Source organism: Acidobacteriota bacterium, from assembly GCA_012729555.1.
Classification (GTDB): Bacteria; Acidobacteriota; UBA6911; order UBA6911; family UBA6911; genus UBA6911.
Genome location: JAAYCX010000025.1, coordinates 1 through 19,535, shown reverse-complemented (window position 1 = coordinate 19,535; position 19,535 = coordinate 1). Strand labels below are relative to the sequence as shown.

Below are 19,535 nucleotides of genomic sequence, written 5' to 3'. Positions count from 1 at the left end.
GGGAAAGGGAGATGCCATGTTTTTCAGGAAATCCTCGAGGGAGACCCCCGAGAAGAAGGCGGGGCTGTTCGAGAGGATGAAGAAGGCCCTCGGGGCCACCAAGGAAAACCTGGTCTCGCGGATCGAATCGGTGCTGGGATCGGTCTCGGCCATCGACGAGGGGGCGCTCGACGAGCTGGAGGGGACGCTGCTCGGGGCCGACCTGGGGGTGGGGGTGACCGACCGGGTCATGGCGGCGGTGCGCGCGGCGCACAAGAGGGGGGAGATCGCGGGCCCCGACGCGGCCCGCGCCGTGATCCGCGGCCAGCTCCTGGAGATCCTGAGCGTTCCCCGCCCGGAGGAAGGGGAGGAGGAGGAGCGGACCGAGGTCTGGATGGTCGTCGGGGTGAACGGGACCGGGAAGACGACGACGGTGGGGAAGCTGGCCGCCCGCCTCGCCGGGGAGGGGAGGAAGGTCCTCGTCTGCGCCGCCGACACCTTCCGGCCGGCGGCGATCGAACAGCTGGCGGTCTGGGCCGAACGCTCCGGCAGCGAGCTGGTCCGGAGCCGGACGGGGGGAGATCCCTCGGCGGTGCTGCACGACGCCCTCTCCGCGGCCGGGGCTCGCGGGGCGGACCTCGTGCTGGTCGACACGGCGGGGAGGCTGCACACCAGGAGCAACCTGATGCAGGAACTGGACAAGATGCGGCGCGTGGCGGGGCGCAAGGTCCCCGGAGCCCCGCACGAGGTGCTGCTGGTCGTCGACGCCACCACCGGGCAGAACGGGCTGGCGCAGGCGCGGGAGTTCACGCGCGCGACCGGGGTGACGGGCCTCGTCGTCACCAAGCTGGACGGGACCGCCAAGGGGGGGATCCTCTTCGGCATCTGCCAGGAACTCGGGATCCCGGTCCGCTTCATCGGGATCGGGGAGGGGCTCGAGGACCTGCTGGAGTTCTCCCCCGAATCGTTCGTCGATTCGCTCTTTCAATAGCGGCTCCCGCCGGGAGCGCGAGCGCCGGGGCGCCATGGGAGATTCCTCCGCTCTGCTGAACTGCGTGATCCTGCGGGAGGCCGCCCGCGGAGAATGGCTGCGCTTCGGCCCGCCGGTCCGGATCCTGACCGCCCGGCGCATCGGGGAGGTCCTCCCAGCGCTCGAGGAGGTCGGACGGCTGGTGCGGGAGGACGGGGTGCATGCCGCCGGTTTCGTCGCCTACGAGGCCGCCCCCGCCTTCGATTCCGCCCTCGCCGCCCACCCCGCGCGCGGTCCCTTTCCCCTCCTCTGGTTCGGGCTCTACCGGGAGCCGGCCGTGATCGCTCTGCCGGAGCCCGATTTCGGGGCCTGCGCCCTCGGGCGTCTCCGGCCGGCCGTGAGGCGCGAAGACTATGCCGCCGCCCTCGCCAGGATCCAGGACTACATCCGCTCGGGGGACACCTACCAGGTCAATTACACCCTGCGGCTGAGGGGGAGCTTCCGGGGGGACTCCTGGAACCTTTTCCTGGCCATGGTCCGGGCCCAGCCCGTGGGATACGGCGCCTACATCGACACGGGGCGGGGGGTGGTGTGCTCCGCCTCTCCCGAGCTCTTCTTCCGGACCGCCGGGGGGGTGCTTACGGCGAAGCCGATGAAGGGGACCGCCGGGCGCGGGCGCACCACGCCCGAGGACCGCTGCCAGGCCGAGTGGCTCCGTCGTTCGGAGAAGAACCGGGCGGAGAACCTGATGATCGTCGACATGATCCGCAACGACCTGGGGCGGGTGGCCCGCACCGGGAGCGTGCGGGTGCCCGCGCTCTTTGAAATCGAACGCCACCCGACCCTGTGGCAGATGACCTCCACCGTCACCGCCGAGTGCGACCGTCCGCCGGCCGAGATCTTCCGCGCCCTTTTCCCCTGCGCCTCCATCACGGGAGCGCCCAAGATCCGCACTTCGTCCATCATCCGCGAGCTCGAGCCGGAAGCGCGCGGAGTCTACACCGGCAGCATCGGCTACCTCTCGCCGGGCGGGGAGGCTCAGTTCAACGTGGCCATCCGCACCGCCCTGGTCGATCGGGAGCGTCGGAGCGTCGAGTACGGCGCCGGCGGGGGGATCGTGGCCGATTCCTCGGCCGGCGAAGAATACGGGGAGGCGCTGCTGAAGGCGCGGGTTCTCGAGGAGCGGCCGGGCGGATTTTCCCTGCTCGAAACCCTCCTCTGGACGCCGGGGGAGGGCTGGTTCCTGCTCGGGCGCCATCTCGACCGGATGGCCGATTCCGCCGCCTATTTCGGTTATACCCTCGACCGCGAGACGCTCGCGGGAAGGCTCGGGCGGATGGCCGCGGACTTTTCAAAAGCGCGGAAGGTGAGGATCCTCCTCGACGAGCGGGGGGAGGCAAGGGTGGAGGTGGCCCCGGCGGCCCCCGCCGGCCCGGACCCGGTGCGGCTGCAGGTGGCGCACGGGGCGGTGTGCTCCTCCGACCCCTTTCTCTACCACAAGACGACGCGCCGGGAGGTATACGCGCGGGCGCGGCGGCGTCACCCCGGCGCGGAGGACGTGCTGTGCGTGAACGAGCGCGGGGAACTCACCGAATCCACGATCGCCAACCTGGTGCTGGAGGTGGACGGGGGGCGCTTCACCCCGCCGGTGGAATCGGGGCTGCTGGCAGGGGTTTTCCGGGGGTGGCTGATCGAGCGGGGGGAGATCTCCGAGCGCGTGCTCCGGCCCGGGGACCTCGAGCGCTCCACCGGGATCTGGCTCGTCAATTCGGTGCGCCGCTGGCGCCGCGCGGTCCTCATCTAGCCGCGCATGTATCAGCGGTCGCCCAGCAGCCGCTGCGGGTCGAGCAGGGTGATGCGCCGGCCGGAGACCTCGACGAGTCCCTCGTCCCGGAGGCGGGCCATGGCCCGTGTCACGGTCTCGCGCGAGGTTCCCACCATCTCCGCCAGCTCCTGGTGCGTGATCTTCAGGTCGATGATGGTGCCGTGGGAGTCGCGGACCCCGTGCTTTGCGGCCAGGTCGTAGAGCCCCATGCGGATCCGGGAGTCGGCGGTGCGGTGGCTCTGGCTCTGGGTCTGCCAGACCTCGCGCAGGCGCGCGCACAGGACGTGGATGATTTCGAGCATCACCTTTTCGTTGTGGAGCAGGTACTTGTGAAAGTCCGCCCCGCTGACGGAGATGATGCGCGAATCCTCCATGGCCGATACGGTGGCGGGCGAGGTCTTGCCGTCGAGCAGCGACATCTCGCCGAAAAAGTCCCCCGCCTTGTGGATGGCGATGATGGTTTCCTTCCCCCCCGGCGCCGATTTGGCCACCTTGATCTTTCCCGACAGCACCAGGTACATGTAGTCCCCCGTCTGCTCCTCGAGAAAAATGATCTGGTTCCGGCGGTAGGAGCGGGAGACGAAGATGTGGGCCAGCGCGTCGAACTCCCCGTCGGTCAGGGTGGAAAAAAGCGGGACGGCGCGGATCATGTCTGCTTTCATCGCAACCTCAATCTCGTGAAAACGGCGTCGTCATCGGCCACCCGTTCTGTCTTCAGCCGGTTCTGGCGGCGGCGGAACACGAAGACGGCGACCAGGGCGCCGGCCAGGAGGGATGCCGCGGCGAGCAGCATCACGAAGATCAGGGAGTGGACGATCGTCCGGAGCAGCGGCAGCGGGACCCCCCAGAGGATGCCCGGGGACCCCTTGTCGTCCTCGAGCCAGCGGACCGAATAGCTGTAGCGCACCTGGTCGAGGACTTCCGCCGCGGCCGCGGGCGTCCACTCCCCCTCGAGAAAGGCCACCAGGGGGCCCGCCTGGCGGCCGTAAAGGTGCGCGCCGGGAGCGGCACGCGGGGCGAACTCCTCGAAATAGGCTTCGGCGATCTGCGGGGTGGGAAAATCGAGGAGCGTAAGGGTGCCCCGGGAGCCGTCGAGGAGATAGCCCGCCCGGGCGATTTCCATGTCGATGCCGGGGCGGACGTAGTCGGGCATCCGGCCCGCGGAGTGGGTCAGCAGGGGCGCCAGTCCCGGAAAATACTGGAGCGTCGCGTGGTCCCGCCCCGGTTCGGGGAGACGGGCGACGAGCGCGGGGACGCGCTCTTCGCGCGGCCCGATGCGCTCGCTCACGCTCCGGGCGACGCGCTCCGGGAGGTCCCCGGGGATGTCGCGCCCCCGGAGGCGCACGAACGTCCTCCCCTGGGCGAAAAGAAGGGTGCCGCCGTCTCCGGCCCGGACGTCGCCCGGCGGGCCCGCCAGGACCGGAGCGGGCCGCAGCAGGCTCAGGAGGGAATAGGCGGCCCGGAAATCGAGCACCCTGATGATCTCCAGGGAGAGGGTGCCGCCGCCCGCCCGCCAACTGCGCCGGGCGTAGGCGTCGAAGCCGACGTCGGAGATGAGGCGGCCGTTTTCCACCGCCGTCAGCCCGGCGGGGTCCTCGAAGCTTTTGTCCGATTCCACCCGGAGTTCGGGAAACTCGTCCGGGGCGGGGAAGAGGGACGCGGGCCCTGCGGCGGCCGCGGGCGCAAGGAAGATCAGCAGAGCCAGGATCCAGGTCGGTTTCATCTATTCCCCGTCTTTGAGGTTCTGGACGAGATCGCCGCCCAGGGTCTGCACGTATCCGACGATTCCCTCGTAAAGGGCGCGGGCCATGGCCTTCCTGCCGTCCGCGGCGCCGAGGACCCCTTCGTCCCTGGGATTGCTGATAAAGGCGACCTCGGCAAGTATGGAGGGCATCCGGGCCCCGATCAAGACGATAAAGGGAGCGCGGCGGACTCCGCGGTCCTTCGTCGACGGCAGCAGGCGCCGCGCCCCGGTGTACAGGCGCTTCTGCATGATCGACGCCAGTTCCCGCGATTCGGCCGATTTTTCCGCCTGGGCGATCCCCTTGACGAGATCCTCCAGTTCGCTGACGGCCAGCATGCCGCTCGCGTTCTCCCGTGCGGCGATTTCCCGTTCGGCGTCGCTCTTGGCGAAATCGAGGTAATAGGTTTCCACCCCGCTCGTGCTGCGGTGGCGGCTGCTGTTGGCGTGAATGGAGAGGAACAGGTCGGCCCGGTAGTGATTGGCCAGGGCCGTCCGCTCCTCGAGCGACACGTAGACGTCCGTGTCGCGGGTCAGAAAGACATGGGCCCCCAGTTCGTCCTCCAGCATCGCCTTGAGCTCGCGCGCGATGGCCAGGGTGAGGTCCTTTTCCCGGAGTCCGTTCGGGCCGACCGTCCCCAGGTCGTGCCCCCCGTGCCCGGGATCGAGGACGATACGGCCGATCTTGAGCCCCAGCATGCGGGTGAGCGTGCGGTCCCCCAGGCTTGTCCGGGGCGCCGCCTTCGGGGCGCCCCCCCCCTCGGACGGGCTCCGCTCCTGGGCCGGACGGGCTGGGGGCGGGGTCACGGAAGCCGTGGCTGCGGAAGGGGCGGGCACGGGGGCGGGGGGCGCCCCGGTCCGCGCGGCGGCGCCGGGAGGGTAGAGATCGATTTCGATGCGGAAGGGAGAATCCAGTTCCCTGACCGCGTACTCCACGGGGGAGGAGAGGTCGAGCACCACGCGGACGGCGCTCGAGCTGTGGCGTCCCGCCCTTATCCGTTCGAGGGGACCGCTTCCGACCGGGATGGCGCGATCGGCCAGCCCCTCGGACAGGTCGGCCCCGGCCAGGTCGAAATAAATCCTCTCGGGGTTGCGGAGCCTGGCCCGGCTGAAGCCCGTCTTCCGGTCGAGGTCGATGGTGACCCTGGTGGCGTCCCCCAGTGAAAAGAAGCGGATGCCGTGCACGACCGCCCGGCGGGGCGCCTCCCCCTTTTCGGGGGGTGGGGGTCCGGCTGCCGCGACCCCCGGGGCGGGCGCGGTCCTGGCGGCGCCGGCGGCGTCCTGGAGGGCGGGCGGTTCGTCGCCCGAACGCAGCGCGGCGGCACGTTTCCGGGCGTCGCGCGCGTCGCGGTGGGCGGGGTAGTCGCGCGCGAGAAACTCGAAGCGTGCGGCCGCGGTGCGGCTGTCCTTCGCGGAGTCGAACTTCTCTCCCATCCGCTGGTGGAGCAGCCCCTCGGCGTAGAGCGCGTCGGGTGCGTGGACATAATGGGGGTCGTACAGGTACACCTTGCGGAAGAGCGCGGCGCACCGGGCATACTCGGAGCGGGGGGCGTCAGGCTCGATCCGCTCCTCGAGCTCGAGGGCGTCGCGCCAGGCGCGCTCCGCCTTGTCCCGCTCCCAGGCGGCCGCCGCGGGGCAAAGGGAGAGAACGAGCGCTGCAGCGAGCGTGCAGTAGACGGCAGCAAAATTGCGCTCCCCGCGCCGGACTCCCATCATGTCGAGATCATAGACAGGGTTGGACCTGTTGTCAAGCCATACCAGTTAGAACTTATTGATAATTAAGGCCTTAACCGTTAAAGGAGGTCCGGTTCAGTCGAAGGCGGGGACGTTGGTCACGTGCAACACCCCGGTCTCGTCATAGTAGCGGTACAGGGGCGGAGGTTCCTCCTTTTCGGCGATCCCCCCGGATTGCCGGTACCGCTCCTGGATCTGCCGGACATAGTCCTGGGTCTCCCGGATCCGGGGCACCCGGCCCAGGCGCTGGACCAGGGTTTCCCCCGCGTTATAGGCGGCGAGGCTCAATTCCAGGTCGTTGTTGAAACGGTCCATCAGGAAACGGAAGTAGCCGACCCCGCCCCGGATGTTCTGTTCGGGGTCGAAGCTGTCCTCCACCCCCAGCCACCGGGCCGTGGCCGGCATCAGTTGCATCAGTCCCCGCGCCCCCTTGGGGGAAACGGCCCGCGGGTTGAAGTTCGATTCGGTCTTGATGATGGAGCGGATCAGGGTGGAATCGACGCCGAAATCGAGGGCGGCCTGCTCGATGATGGCGTCGATGGACGGTTCGGATCCTTCCGCCCGGCCCGGGGCTTCCTCCTCCCGGCCCGATACCCTGAGGTCCTCGACCCGCCCGACCGGGGGGATGTTGGTGAAGACGGGGGTCCCGTTTTCATCGGTATAGGAATAGAGGGCTTCGGCGAGGCAGGGGCCCGCCGCGAACAGGAGCAGGAGCAGGATCGACAGAGAGGTTCGGACCATGGCCATCCTTGTATTATATCTCCTTTCATATCGGCGGGAGCGGGAAACTCCATCGCCGAAAAATCGGGGAAGGGGTCAGGGTGCGCCGGCCAGCATCTCCTCGATGACGCCGTAGCTGGCGTCGAGGGCTTCGCCAAGGCGCGAGGCGTCCTTTCCGCCGGCTTCCGCCAGTTCCGGTTTTCCCCCGCCGCCCCCCCCCACCAGCGGGGCGATCCTCTTGATGACGCCGCCGGCCGGGATTTTCCCGCAGAGGTCGGCGGTGACCATGACCACCAGCGCCGGTTTGCCCTCCTGCGGCGTTCCGAGGACGACCACCCCCGAGCCGAGCTTCTGCTTGAGTTCGTCGGCCAGCGTGCGCAACCCCGCGCGGTCGGTGGAGGGGACCGCGTGCGCCACCACCTGGACCCCCCGGATATCCCGGCCGGCACCGAGGATGTCTCCGATGGCGGAGCGGGCGGAGCGGGCTTTCAGCTCTCCGAGTTCACGCTCGAGGGAGCGCACGCGCCCGTGGAGCTTTTCGAGGAGGGCGGGGATCTCCTGGCGCGGCACCCGCCCCTCCTCCTGGAGCGCGTCGATCAGCTCCTCGTCCGACCGGAAGCGCTCGAGCGCCGCCGGTCCGGTCACCGCCTCGACGCGCCGCACCCCGGCCGAGATCCCCCCCTCGCCGACGATCTTGAACACCCCGATATGGCCGGTGGCGGGGACGTGGGTGCCGCCGCAGAGTTCGCGGCTGAAGCCGGGAACCTCCACCACCCGCACCTTTTCCTGGTACTTCTCCCCGAACAGGGCCGTGGCTCCCGACCGCATCGCCTCCTCGAGGTCCATGAGCGAGGTGGCGATCGGGGAGTTGTTCCAGATCTCCCCGTTGACCAGGTCCTCGACCCTGCGGATCTCGGCGGGGCTGAGCGGGGCGTAGTGGGTGAAGTCGAACCGCAGCCGCTCGGGCGTGACCAGCGAACCCGCCTGCTTGACGTGGGCCCCCAGCACCTGGCGCAGCGCCGCCTGCAGCAGGTGGGTGGCCGTGTGGTTTTTCATCGTCAGGCGCCGCTTGGCCAGGTCCACCTCGGCCGTGACGGCGTCCCCCGTTTCGAGCCGCCCCTCCTCCACCTCGACCAGGTGGGTGATGGCGGTGCCGCGGTAGATCGTATCGAGGACGCGCGCGCGCCCCCCGTCACGCGTGATCCTCCCGGTGTCCCCGACCTGGCCGCCCGAGGCGGCGTAGAAGGGGGTGGCGTCCAGGGCCAGTTCGCCCCGCTCCCCCGCGGAGACCGCCTCGGCGCGTTCGCCGTCGACGATGATGGCCCGAATGCGGGCCGGAACGGGGCCGGCGGCGTCGTACCCGACGAAATCGGTCGTCCCCTCGAAGAGGGTCTGGGCCACCTCCTGTCGGATTTTTCCCGAGGCGTAGTCCCGGCGCGAGCGCTCGCGCTGCGTCTCGAAGGCGCGGGCGAAGGCGGCTTCGTCGACGGTGAGCCCGTTTTCGCGCGCGAGGTCCTCGATGATCTCGAGCGGCAGGCCCCGGGTATCGTAGAGGAAGAACGCCTCCTCCCCCGGGAGCGCCCGCTCCCCGGCGGCCTTGAGGCGGGCGGCCCGCTCGTTGAAGTCCCGGAGCCCCTCGCCCAGGGTGCCGGCGAACGACTCCTCCTCGCGGCGGATGACACGCGCGACGGTTTCGCGCGTTTCGGCCAGCTCGGGGTAGGCGGGCCGCATCGCCTCGATGACGCTCCCCGCCAGGCGGTAGAGGAAGGGATCCGCGATGCCCAGCCTCTTGCCGTGGACCATGGCGCGGCGCAGGATCTTGCGCAGGACGTAGCCGCGCCGGTCGTTGCCCGGGTACTGCCCGTCGCCGACGACGAAGGCGGCCGCGCGCGCGTGGTCGGCGATGACGCGCATGGAGACGTCGTCGCCGGGGTCGGCGCCGTAGTCGTTGCCGCACAGCCCGGATAGCTCGTCGAGCAGCGGCCGGAACAGGTCGGTGTCGTAGTTGGACGTCCGTCCCTGGAGGATGGTGGTGATGCGCTCCAGCCCCATCCCGGTGTCGATCGAGGGGGAGGGGAGCGGGTCCATCCGGCCCGACGCGTCTCGGTTGAACTGCATGAAGACCAGGTTCCAGACCTCCACCCAGCGGCCGCAGGGACAGGTCAGGTCGCACTCGCCGTGGTCCGGGAGGGGGCTGCGGCCGAAATCGTAGTGCAGCTCCGACGAGGGGCCGCAGGGGCCCGTTTCCCCCATCGTCCAGAAGTTGTCCGCCTCGTCCAGGCGCAGGATCCTTTCGGCCGGGATCCCCTCCTGGCGGTGCCAGAGGTCCCACGCCTCGTCGTCCTCGCGGAAGACCGTGATCCACAACCGCCCGGGATCGAGGCCGTAGCGGCCGGTCAGCAGCTCCCAGGCGAAGTGGATGGCGTCCTTCTTGAAGTAATCGCCGAATGAGAAGTTGCCCAGCATTTCAAAGAAGGTATGGTGGCGCCGCGAGTGGCCGACATCCTTGAAATCGTTGTGCTTGCCGCTGACGCGCATGCATTTCTGGCTCGTGGCGGCGCGGGTGTAGGGGCGCCGTTCCCGGCCCAGGAAGATGTCCTTGAACTGGTTCATCCCCGCGTTGGTGAACAGCAGCGTCGGGTCGTTGAAGGGAATGAGCGAACTGCTGGGCACTCTCCTGTGTCCGTTCTGCTCGAAATATTTCAGGAAGGTTTCGCGGATCTCGAGGCTGCTGGTCAAGTCAATCTCCTGTGTCGAAGCGGCGCGCGAGCGCCGCGGGGAGCCGCCGGCGGAGCGCGGCCGATATCCGGTCCCGGGCGAAGCCGCGCCGGGCAAGGGCGTCGGCGAGGCTCCGGGCTTCGGCGGGGGTGCGGGGAACGCCGCGGCGCGCCCAGAGCCGGTCGATTTCGGCCCCGAGCCCGGCGTCCTCCCCGAGCTGCCCCCGCACGCGCCCGAGCGCCGCATCGATGACGGGCGGGGGCACGCCGACCCGGCCGAGGGCGGCGTCCACCCTGGCCGGTCCCCATCCCTGCCGTTTCATCCGATGGAGAGCGAAATTATACGCATATTCGGCGTCGTTGAGAAGGTCGAGCTGTTCGAGCCGGTCGAGCACCGGTTCGACCGGGGTGCCGGGCGCGGCGCGGGCGAGACGCGCGCCCAGGTCGGCGCGGCACAGCGGCCGGCGCGCGAGGAGCGCCGCGGCTTTTTTCATCAGGTCGGGGTCGGGTCGGGTATCCATCGATGCGCACCGGGAGCGCCTCCGGGCGCCCCCCGGACACAGCATACCATCAACCCGGCCTAGCGGGTCAGGGCGTTCTGCATCGATTCGATGGCGGCGTCCTTGGTCGTGTAGATCCCCTGGATCCGAAGCTTGAACTCCTCCGGGTTGGTCGAGTAGGCGAAGGCGTCCTCGAGGGAGATGCGCCCGGCCTTGTAGTGATCGTAGATCGACTGGTCGAACGTCTGCATGCCGTACTGGGAGGTCCCCGCCGCCAGCGCCTCGCGGATGAGACGGGTCTTGTCGGGGTCGACGATGCAGCTGCGGATCAGCTCCGTGGTGCGCAGGATCTCGATGGCGGGGACGCGGCCCGGGGTGTCCGAGCGCCGCATCAGGCGCATGGAGACGACGGCGCGCAGGACCATCGACAGCTGCAGGCGGATCTGCCGGTGCTGGTGGACCGGAAAGGCGGCCGTGATGCGGTTGATGGTCTCCACCGCGTCCAGGGTGTGCAGCGTGCTGAAGACCATGTGCCCGGTTTCCGCCGCGACCAGGGCCGTCTCGATGGTCTCGGCGTCGCGCATCTCGCCGACCAGGATCGTATCCGGGTCCTGGCGCAGGCTGCTGCGCAGGGCGGACGCGAAACTCGTGGCGTCCACGCCGATCTCGCGCTGGCTGATGAGGCTCATGCGGTCGTTATAGGAAAACTCGATCGGGTCCTCGATGGTGATGATGTGGCGGGTGAAGTTTTCGTTGATGTAGTTGAGCATCGAGGCGATGGTGGTCGATTTGCCCGACCCGGTGGTCCCGGTGACCAGCACCAGGCCCCGGTTTTCCTCGGCGATGGTCCGCAGGACCGGGGGGAGGAACAGGTCCCCGAAGGAGAGGATGCGGGAGGGGACGGCGCGCACCGCCACCGAGACGTTCCCCCGCTGCTGGAACACGTTGATGCGGAAGCGTCCCAGCCCCCGCACCCCGTAGCCGATGTCGACCTCGGCGGCGTCGCGGAAGCGCTCCTTCTGCTTGCTGTTCATGATGGAAAACGCCATCATGAGCGAATCCTCCTTGGCCAGCTTCCCCTGGTCCGCGAGCGGCACCAGTTCGCCGTTCACCCGCAGGTGGGGGAAGCAGTCGACCTTCAGGTGCAGGTCCGAGGCCCCCTTGGAGACCATGGTGCGCAGCAGCGTGTCGAGATTCATGCCGAGTCCTCTCCCGGGCGGATAAGCCGCCGTCGCACTCGCTATCGGCGCGCCGGGGCCGGAACAATAGGTTTTCGTGGCCCGCCCCGCAGGGCCTGGAGTCTCTCCTTGACGGACCCCGCTCCATTCCGTAAGATTCTACCCCTATGGAAACGCAATCTTTGCAGGACCCCGCACCCGGGTCCCAGCCGGTCCGGAATTCAGTCGGGGGCGCGAAGACCCTATCGGCCTGCGTCGGCGGGGCGCTCGTGCCCGGGCTGGGGCACGCGCTGCTGGGCAAATGGGACCGCGCGGCCGTGTTCTTCTGCTCCATCGGGCTGATGGCGGCGGCGGGGATCGGACTCGACGGCAGGCTCTGGAGCCCCGATTTCGACGGCATCGTCGCCGCGCTCAAGTTCGCGGCCGAGGCGGGCGCCGGCCTTTTCTACTGGATCCCGTGGCTGCAGGGGGCCGGCATCGGCGATCCCACCTCCTACACCTACGACTACGCCAACATCTATCTCTACGTCGCGGGGCTTCTGAACATGCTGGTGATCATCGACGTCTTCGACATCGCGATGGGAAGAAAGCCATGAAGAACCATTTCGTCCTGATGGTGGTCTTCAGCATCCTGGCCTCGCTCGTGCTCGCCTTCATCGCCAAAAACGGGGTGCGGGAGCGGACGCGCTATTTCCTCATCCTTTTCGGCTCCTTCGTCCTCCTTTCCATCGTGGCCGGCTGGCTGATGTACCCCTTCCCCTTTTAGCGGGGGGGCGGCCCGGCCCCTCGGGGGTCTCATGCAACTGCTGGGCAAAACGGCCATCGTGACCGGGGGGGCGCGCGGAATCGGGCGCGGCATCTGCCTCGAACTCGCCGGCCGCGGGTGCGACGTCGCCTTCAGCTACAGCCGGAGCGTGGACGCGGCCGACACCCTCCGGGAGGAGATCGAGGGCCTGGGGCGGCGCGCGTGGGCGTTCCAGGCGCCGGTCGAATCGTTCGCGCTCGCGGCCGACTGCGTGCGGCGGGTGGCCGAGAGCGCGGGAGGGGTGGATCTGCTCGTCAACAACGCCGGGATCGCCAGGGACAAGCTGATCCTGCGCATGAGCGAGAGCGACTGGGACGAGGTGATCGGGGCCAACCTCAAGGGGGCCTTCAATTTCTGCCGGGCCGCGGCCCCTTTCATGCTCCGCTCCCGATCGGGCGCCATCCTGAACATCTCCTCGGTGAGCGGCCTGCACGGCGCGCCGGGGCAGGCCCACTACTCCGCCTCCAAGGCGGGCCTGATCGGGCTGACCAAGGCGCTGGCCCGGGAACTGTCGGGCCGCGGCATCCGGGTGAACGCCCTGGCGCTCGGGTTCGTCGACACGGAAATGACCCGCGCCCTCTCCCCCGGGTACCGCGAGCGCGCCCTCGGCGAGATCCCGCTCGGGCGTTTCGCCTCCGTCGCGGAAGTGGCCCGGATCGCCGCCTTCCTCCTCTCCGAGGACGCCTCCTACATCACCGGCCAGGTGCTGCAGGCCGACGGGGGCCTGGCCATCTGAAAGCGGCGCGCCCGGCGAAATTCCGTTGGCACTTTCCCCCTCCCGTTCATTAGACCTCTGTAGCCTTGCATTCCCTCACTCGTGTCGGCTGGCGGGCATGTATCCGGAAATCCACGAGCTTCTCTGTAACGTGCTGTCGCGCGGGCGCTCCGGACAGGCGGCGGAACTGGCCTCCCGCCGGCTGATGGAGCATTTCGGTTCGGCCGGGCGGCTGGCCCAGGCCTCGCTCGAGGAGATCCGGCGCGCGGGCCGGCTCCCGGCCGGGCAGGCGGCGGCCGTCTACTGGGCGCTCGAACTGGGGAGGTGCGCGTCGAGTGCCCCGATGCGCCCGGGGGAGCGCTTCAGCAACAGCCGCGAGCTGTACGAACGTTACCGGGGCCGGTACTTCTCCGTCCCCAAGGAGCACTTCCTCTCCCTGCACCTCAATTCCAAGAACCGGCTGATCCGGGAGGTCCTGGTCTCGGTCGGGAGCCTCTCCACGAGCGTGGTGCACCCGCGCGAGGTCTTCGCCCCCGCGGTGCGCGACAGCTCGGCGGCGCTGATCTTCCTCCACAACCACCCCTCCGGGGACCCGGCCCCGAGCCGGGAGGACCGGGAGTGCACCGGGAGGCTCACGGAGGCGGGAAGAATCCTGGGGATCCGGATCCTGGACCACATCATCCTGGGGCACGACGACTACTACAGCTTCGCCGATTCGGGCCTGCTCGCCCCGCCGCGCGCCGCCCCTTTCTGAGCCGGCCCCCCGCCCGTGGCAATCTCCCTCCGCGCCGGTTATAATGGGGGCATGAACAGACTCTTTTTCCTGGACGTGGACACGCAGCGCGACTTCATGCACAAGGACGGGGCCCTCTACGTCCCGGGGGCGGAGCGCATTATCCCGAAGCTCCGGCGCCTCTTCGATTTCGCGCGCCGGAGCGGCATCAGCATCCTTTCGAGCGTCGACGCGCACGCGCCGGACGACCCCGAATTCGGCACCTTCCCCCCCCACTGCGTCAAGGGGAGCGAGGGGCAGAAGAAGATCGACGAGACGATCCTGGGCCGCCCCCTGGTGCTCGAAAACCACCCCATCGACCGCAACCTGGTGGAGGCCGTCCGCCGCTACGGGCAGATCATCGTGGAAAAGCAGACCCTGGATCTCTTCTCCAACCCGGTGGCGGAGCGGCTGCTGCGCGCCCTGCCGGCGCGGGCGGTCGTGTTCGGGGTGACGACCGAACACTGCGTCCGGGCCGCCGCCCTGGGGCTCCGCAGCCGCGGGGTGAGCGTGGTGCTGGTCAGCGACGCCGTGCGCGCCCTCTCCCCTCAGGGGGAGCGGGAAGCGCTCTCCGAGATGCGATCGGCGGGGGTGGAAACCGTCACCGTGGAGACCCTCCTCGACCTGGGCGCCAGCTGATGCCGCAAGCGGAACTGGGGCTATACCTGCACCTCCCCTTCTGCCTGAGCCGCTGCCTCTACTGCCACTTCAACAGCGTCGTCTTCGACGCGGCGCTCGAGGCCCGCTACGCGGCGGCCCTCCTCCGGGAAGTGAACCGCGGCGCGGGAGCCCCGGAAGGGGCCGGGGCCGGCAGCGTCTATTTCGGCGGCGGGACCCCGAGCCTCCTCCCCGCGGGGCGGATCGCCGCGCTTCTGGACGCCTGCCGCGGGCGCTTCCGCCTCTCGGACGACTGCGAGATTTCGCTCGAAGCCAATCCCGGCACCCTCTCGGAGGAAAAGGCCGCCCTCTGGCGCTCCTCCGGAGTCAACCGGGTCTCCCTCGGGGCGCAGTCCTTCTCGGACGGGGAACTCGTCGCCGCGGGGCGCGCTCACACCGCCGCCATGACGCTCGAAGCGCTCGCCCTGCTCCGCAAAAGCGGGTTCGACAACATCAGTCTCGACCTGATGCTGGGCCTGCCGCAGCAGACGCCCCGCTCCTGGCGCCGCACCCTCGAGCGGGCGGCCTCGAGCGGCGTCGAACATCTGTCCCTCTACATGCTCGATCTCGACGAGGAGTGCCTGCTCGGCGTGATGGCGAGGGAAGGGAAGGTGACGCTGCCCGACGGGGACGAGACGGCCGACCTGTACGCCGAAAGCGTGGAGTACCTCCGCGGTTGCGGCTTCGAGCAGTACGAAATCAGCAATTTCTCCCGGCCGGGGCGGCGCTCGCGCCACAACCTGAAATACTGGCGCCGCGAGCCGGTGCTCGCCTTCGGGGCGGGGGCCTGTTCCTTCGACGGGGGGCGCCGCCGGGCCAACGCAAGCAGCCTGGAAGACTACTGCCGCCGGATCGAATCGGGCCGGAGCCCCGAGGTCAGGTCCGAATCGGTGGAGGGGGAGCGCGCGTTGTCGGAAACCCTCTTTCTATCGCTCCGCCTCACGGAGGGGCTCGATCTCGACCGGCTCGCCGCCAGCACGGGCGCGCCGCTGCCGGAAGGCTACGCCGCCGCCATCGAGGAGTTCCTCGCACGGGGGTGGATCGAGCGGGAGGGATCGCGGGTGCGCCTCACGGTCCCGGGGATGCTCCTGTCGAACGAAATCTTCCGGGAGTTCGTCTAGCCGGCCCGGAACGGTTTTCTTTTCAAACTTCTCCCGGGTTGATAAGATGCCGTGCGGGGCCCGCGGCGGGTCCTGGGAAGAAGGGATACGGGTGGAAGGGAGATCATGGGAAAAATCAAGATCGGCATCATCGGCGGGAGCGGGTTGTACGACATGGCGGGGCTCGAGGAGCGGGAGGAGGTGGCGGTAGCCACCCCCTTCGGCGATCCTTCCGACAAGCTGGTGACGGGGACGCTCGGCGGCAAGCGGGTGGCTTTCCTGGCGCGGCACGGGCGGGGGCACCGGCTGATGCCGTCGGAACTCAACTTCCGCGCCAATATCTACGCCATGAAAACCCTGGGGGTGGAGCGCATCCTCTCCGTCAGCGCGGTGGGCTCGCTCAGGGAGAGCATCGCCCCCCTCGATATCGTCCTGCCCGACCAGTTCCTGGACCGGACCCGGGGGCGGGTGTCGACCTTCTTCGGCGACGGGCTGGTGGCCCACATCTCCTTCGGCGACCCGGTCTGCCCCGATCTTCTGGAGCAGGTCTTCGAGTCCTCGGCGCGCGCGGGCTTCCCGGCCAAGAAGGGGGGGACCTACGTCTGCATGGAGGGGCCGGCCTTTTCCACCCGGGCCGAGTCGATCCTCTATCGCGGCGCCGGGATGGACGTCATCGGGATGACCAACCTGCAGGAGGCGAAGCTGGCCCGGGAGGCCGAGATCTGCTACGTCACCATCGCGCTGGTGACCGACTACGACTGCTGGCACGACGGGCACGAGACGGTCAGCGCCGAGATGATCCTCGGGAACCTCGAGCGCAACTGCCGCGCCGCCGAGGCGATCCTCACCCGCACGGTGGCCGACCTGGACGGGGAGCGGAAATGCTCCTGCGGCGACGCATTGAAATACGCCCTGATCACGCGCCCCGACGCGGTGACGCCGGAGGCGAAGGCGCGGCTTGCCCCCATCGTGGGGCGCTACCTGCCATAATGGGCTCGAAAACGGCGGTGACGGCCCTTCTCCTTTTCCTGGCGGCGGGGTGCGCCCCGAATATGGTGGCGGGGGAGGAGAAGGAGAAGAAGGGGGCGGAGGAGATGCTCGGGGAGGCCCGGGCGTTTCACGAGGCGATGGTCCCCTTCCGCAAGGCCGAAGCGATGATCGGCACCGCGGCGGAAAACGGCGACGAACAGGTGGAGCTCTTCCGCCGGGCCGTAGCCCTCAAGCCCGATTTCCTGGAGGCGCACTACAACCTCGGCCTCGTCCACCTCAACCGGAAGGAGATGCCGGAGGCGGCCGCTGCGCTGGAAACCGTGCTCCGGATCGACCCGCAGTTCGACCCCGAAGTCTACCGCCTGCTGGCCACGGCCTACCGCGGGGCCGGGGACCCGGCGGCCGCCATCGCGGCGCTCGAGGCGGGGGTGGCGCGGCGGCCCGACGACCTGGAGATGCTGAAGGCGTTGGCCTACCTCGAGCTTGGCAACGGCCGGGAGGCGGCCGCGGCGGAAAACCTCGAAAAGGTCGTGGCGCGCGATCCGGCCGACGGCGGCTCCCGCTTCGAGCTGGCGCTCCTGTATCAAAAGCGGGGGGACGGGGAGCGGGCGGCCGCCCATTACCGGAAGCTGCTCGCGCGCGCCCCGGACCACTTCGCCGCCCGCTTCAACCTGGGGATGCTCCTGTTGGGGGGCGGGAAGCTGTCCGAGGGGACGGCCGAGCTGGAGGAGGCGGCCCGGCAGAGGCCGGAAGACGCCCAGGCGCGGGAGCGGCTGGGGGACGCCTACAGCCTGATGCAGCAGTACGAGAAGGCGGCCGCGAGCTACCGCGCGGCCCTGGCGGGGGACCCGGCGCGTCCGCGCGTCCTCTCGCGCCTCGGTTTCGCCCTGGCCAAGCTCGGCCGGACCGGGGAGGCGATCGAGGTGCTCGAGGGGGCCGCCGGGCCGGGAGCGGAGGGCTCCGACGTCCATTTCCTCCTGGGGGACCTCTACGGGGACGCGGGGCGCTACGAGGAGGCGCTTCGCTCCTATGCCCGCTCGCTCGAGGCGGACCCGGGCCAGAAGGAGGTCCATTACAACATGGGGACGCTGCTCGCGGAGCGGGAGCGGTTCGAGGAGGCCCGCGCCTCGCTGCGGCGCGCGGTCCAGCTCGACCCGCGCTACGCGCCGGCCTGGGCCAACCTCGCGCGGGTGGCGGAGCGGCTGGGGCTCGACCGGGAGGGGATCGAGGCCAACGAGGCGGTGATCGAACTGGGGGAGGGAACGGCCCGGAACTACTTTCACCTCGGGGTCCTGTACGCGAAAAACGATCTTGCCGCCCCCGCCATCGCCGCGTTCACGCGCGCCGTCGAACTCGAGCCGGAGCGGTACCGGGCGCTTTTGCGGGAAGAGCTGAAAAACGTCCAATCGGTGCTCGACAGCGTGCGCTACAAGCCGGAATTCACCCGGCTGCTCGATTTGCCTTAGCCTCGGGTGCGGCAAAGGAAGGCGGCGAGTTCTTCCGGGGATAGGGCGTAGAGGTCCTGCGGGTTTTCGGGCGGCTGGTTCTTCCAGCGCCGGTGGCCCCAGAGCCAGCTCTCGGGCTGCTCGCGCACGATCCGCTCGAGCACGTCGTTGAACCGCTGGGTGTTGACTTCGATGTCCCGCTCCCGGTCCCCGGTGCGCACCGCCTCCATCGGGGGGAGGAAGCGGATGCGGTAGCGCCCCCCCTCCATGGGGGTGAGGTAGCCGGGGAGGACGGGGGCGCCGGTGCGCAGCGCGAACAGCGCCACGCTCGAGGAGGTGGCGGCGGGGACGCCGAAGAAGCGGGCGAAGACCCCCTCGTCCGGGCTGGTGTTCTGGTCCATCAGGATGCCGAAATCGCGCCCCGAGTGGAGTTCCGTGAGAATGGCGCGGGCGGAGTTGCCCTTGGGGATGACGCGGTTGCCGTGCAGCGCGCGGACCGAGGAGAGGTAGCGTTCGAGGCGCGGGTTGTCGAGCGGCCTCGTCGTGAACGCGAGCGGGTGGCCGTAGAGCGCGTGGGCCGTGGGGAGGAGTTCCCAGGAGCTGAAGTGCCCGGTGAGGTAGAGGATCCCCTTCCCCCGCCGGCGCGCCTCCCGGTAGTTGTCGAGCCCCTCCACCTCGTCGTAGACCGCCAGGCGGGAGATGTTCTCCGGGGAGAGGGCGGGGAGGCGGCTGATTTCGAGCAGGTTGAGCGCCGCGTTCTGGAAGCTGCGGCGGGCGATCCGCCCCCTCTCGCGCTCCGGCAGGGAGGGGAAGGCGATGCGCAGGTTGACGCCGGCGATCCGCCGGTGCCGCCGGTCGAGGCGGTAGAAGAGAGAGGCGAGGGCGCGGATCAGCCCGCCCCCCGCGGCGCGGGGGAGCAGGCGGAAAAGCGCAATTCCTGTCCGGGCCAGGATGTAGACGGCAAGGGAATTCAAGCTCTCGCCCCTCCGGGATGATATACTCTCGCCCTGATGGCGGCATTCATACATAACAGACTCCGGCCTCTTTGCATAGACCGTTCCTGGCCGGGTGAGGGCGGGGAGAGATGAAGCGGCGGGAGCCTTTCGCCCCCCCCTACGACGGGGTGTTCGCGGGGCTGCTGAAATTCGCGACCTTCGCCGAGGCGGAGGAGACCCTCCGGCGGCTGGAGGAGTTGCGCCTCCGCTACCGGGACCTCGGGGACCGGAAGGGGGAGGGGTATTGCCGCGAGCTGGCGCTTCTGGGGCGGCGGCGGGCGGAGCAGATCGCCCGCAACCCGCGCGTCGCCGCGGTGCGCCGGCTCGAGAAGGGGGAAATCGCCCTCTGGTTCCGGATCTGGCTCGAGACCCCCGCGCTCTTCGAGACCTGGCTCGAGCTGCGCCGCCGGACGGACCAGTTCCGGCGGCTCCGGGATGCGGGATGACTTTTCTCGGCATAAAGGGCGGCCGCGCCGCCCCGGATTTGCTACGATTCTAATTTTTCGACAAGGACGCACCGATGCAAGAACCGCTGTCCAACAACCTGCCGGGGACGCGGGACCTCCTCCCCGGGGAGACCGAGCGCTGGCGCCTCGTGGAGGAGTGCGCGCGCCGCATCTTCGAGCGCCACGGGTACCGGGAGATCCGGACCCCCGTCATCGAGCCCACCGAACTGTTCGCGCGCGGGATCG

Annotated in this window: 20 protein-coding genes; 12 read left to right on the top strand and 8 right to left on the bottom strand. The window is 69.4% G+C overall.

From position 1 onward, the window contains the following. Positions 1–16: 16 nt before the first annotated feature. Both ftsY and pabB read left to right on the top strand, forming a co-directional pair. Entirely contained in the window at positions 17–970 is a 954-nt protein-coding gene (gene ftsY, locus GXY47_06590) for a signal recognition particle-docking protein FtsY (protein ID NLV30810.1), read from the top strand. A gap of 34 nt (positions 971–1,004) precedes the next feature. Then, positions 1,005–2,753, top strand: a complete 1,749-nt coding sequence (gene pabB / locus GXY47_06585) for an aminodeoxychorismate synthase component I (protein ID NLV30809.1) — start codon at positions 1,005–1,007, stop codon at positions 2,751–2,753. A gap of 11 nt (positions 2,754–2,764) precedes the next feature. On the opposite strand, the gene GXY47_06580 is transcribed toward pabB, so the two are convergent. From GXY47_06580 to GXY47_06550, 7 genes are all read right to left on the bottom strand, one after another. Beyond that, positions 2,765–3,436 carry a Crp/Fnr family transcriptional regulator gene (locus GXY47_06580; protein ID NLV30808.1) on the bottom strand — a complete coding sequence of 224 codons (672 nt, stop codon included), beginning with the start codon at positions 3,434–3,436 and terminating at the stop codon, positions 2,765–2,767. Then, positions 3,433–4,497 carry a hypothetical protein gene (locus GXY47_06575; GenBank protein NLV30807.1) on the bottom strand — a complete coding sequence of 355 codons (1,065 nt, stop codon included), beginning with the start codon at positions 4,495–4,497 and terminating at the stop codon, positions 3,433–3,435. Before GXY47_06575 ends, GXY47_06580 begins: the two co-directional genes overlap by 4 nt. Beyond that, a complete protein-coding gene (locus tag GXY47_06570; protein ID NLV30806.1) occupies positions 4,498–6,231 on the bottom strand; it encodes an N-acetylmuramoyl-L-alanine amidase in 1,734 nt (577 codons plus the stop codon). A 93-nt stretch (positions 6,232–6,324) separates the two neighbouring features. Then, on the bottom strand, positions 6,325–6,996 hold the full coding sequence (locus GXY47_06565) for a lytic transglycosylase domain-containing protein (GenBank protein NLV30805.1): 672 nt from the start codon (positions 6,994–6,996) through the stop codon (positions 6,325–6,327). 69 nt (positions 6,997–7,065) lie between these two features. After that, positions 7,066–9,708, bottom strand: coding sequence for an alanine--tRNA ligase (gene alaS, locus GXY47_06560; GenBank protein ID NLV30804.1), 2,643 nt, complete (start codon positions 9,706–9,708; stop codon positions 7,066–7,068). A gap of 1 nt (position 9,709) precedes the next feature. After that, positions 9,710–10,207, bottom strand: coding sequence for a RecX family transcriptional regulator (locus GXY47_06555; GenBank protein ID NLV30803.1), 498 nt, complete (start codon positions 10,205–10,207; stop codon positions 9,710–9,712). Positions 10,208–10,266: 59 nt separating this feature from the next. After that, positions 10,267–11,385 carry a type IV pilus twitching motility protein PilT gene (locus GXY47_06550; protein ID NLV30802.1) on the bottom strand — a complete coding sequence of 373 codons (1,119 nt, stop codon included), beginning with the start codon at positions 11,383–11,385 and terminating at the stop codon, positions 10,267–10,269. A gap of 146 nt (positions 11,386–11,531) precedes the next feature. Here GXY47_06550 and GXY47_06545 point away from each other — a divergent pair, with 146 nt between their 5' ends. The 8 genes from GXY47_06545 to GXY47_06510 all read left to right on the top strand — a co-directional run bounded on the left by GXY47_06545 (position 11,532) and on the right by GXY47_06510 (position 17,869). Further along, positions 11,532–11,960, top strand: a complete 429-nt coding sequence (locus GXY47_06545) for a hypothetical protein (GenBank protein NLV30801.1) — start codon at positions 11,532–11,534, stop codon at positions 11,958–11,960. Beyond that, a complete protein-coding gene (locus GXY47_06540; protein NLV30800.1) occupies positions 11,957–12,130 on the top strand; it encodes a hypothetical protein in 174 nt (57 codons plus the stop codon). Before GXY47_06545 ends, GXY47_06540 begins: the two co-directional genes overlap by 4 nt. Positions 12,131–12,161: 31 nt before the next feature. After that, positions 12,162–12,905 carry a 3-oxoacyl-ACP reductase FabG gene (gene fabG, locus GXY47_06535; GenBank protein NLV30799.1) on the top strand — a complete coding sequence of 248 codons (744 nt, stop codon included), beginning with the start codon at positions 12,162–12,164 and terminating at the stop codon, positions 12,903–12,905. A 97-nt stretch (positions 12,906–13,002) separates the two neighbouring features. Continuing rightward, positions 13,003–13,638, top strand: a complete 636-nt coding sequence (gene radC, locus GXY47_06530; GenBank protein NLV30798.1) for a DNA repair protein RadC — start codon at positions 13,003–13,005, stop codon at positions 13,636–13,638. Between the two features lie 51 nt (positions 13,639–13,689). Continuing rightward, on the top strand, positions 13,690–14,295 hold the full coding sequence (locus GXY47_06525) for a cysteine hydrolase (protein NLV30797.1): 606 nt from the start codon (positions 13,690–13,692) through the stop codon (positions 14,293–14,295). Further along, on the top strand, positions 14,295–15,434 hold the full coding sequence (gene hemW / locus GXY47_06520) for a radical SAM family heme chaperone HemW (GenBank protein NLV30796.1): 1,140 nt from the start codon (positions 14,295–14,297) through the stop codon (positions 15,432–15,434). Before GXY47_06525 ends, hemW begins: the two co-directional genes overlap by 1 nt. A gap of 105 nt (positions 15,435–15,539) precedes the next feature. Continuing rightward, positions 15,540–16,403, top strand: a complete 864-nt coding sequence (gene mtnP / locus GXY47_06515) for an S-methyl-5'-thioadenosine phosphorylase (GenBank protein NLV30795.1) — start codon at positions 15,540–15,542, stop codon at positions 16,401–16,403. 17 nt (positions 16,404–16,420) lie between these two features. Next, a complete protein-coding gene (locus tag GXY47_06510) occupies positions 16,421–17,869 on the top strand; it encodes a tetratricopeptide repeat protein (GenBank protein ID NLV30794.1) in 1,449 nt (482 codons plus the stop codon). Here GXY47_06510 and GXY47_06505 read toward each other — a convergent pair. Further along, positions 17,866–18,822: a lysophospholipid acyltransferase family protein gene (locus tag GXY47_06505; GenBank protein NLV30793.1), complete on the bottom strand. Its 957-nt coding sequence runs from the start codon at positions 18,820–18,822 to the stop codon at positions 17,866–17,868. The two genes, GXY47_06510 and GXY47_06505, sit on opposite strands and share 4 nt — an antisense overlap. Positions 18,823–18,932: 110 nt before the next feature. Here GXY47_06505 and GXY47_06500 point away from each other — a divergent pair, with 110 nt between their 5' ends. After that, positions 18,933–19,289 carry a hypothetical protein gene (locus GXY47_06500; GenBank protein NLV30792.1) on the top strand — a complete coding sequence of 119 codons (357 nt, stop codon included), beginning with the start codon at positions 18,933–18,935 and terminating at the stop codon, positions 19,287–19,289. A gap of 86 nt (positions 19,290–19,375) precedes the next feature. Then, positions 19,376–19,535: histidine--tRNA ligase (locus GXY47_06495; protein NLV30791.1), on the top strand; the 160-nt coding region annotated here is incomplete at its 3' end.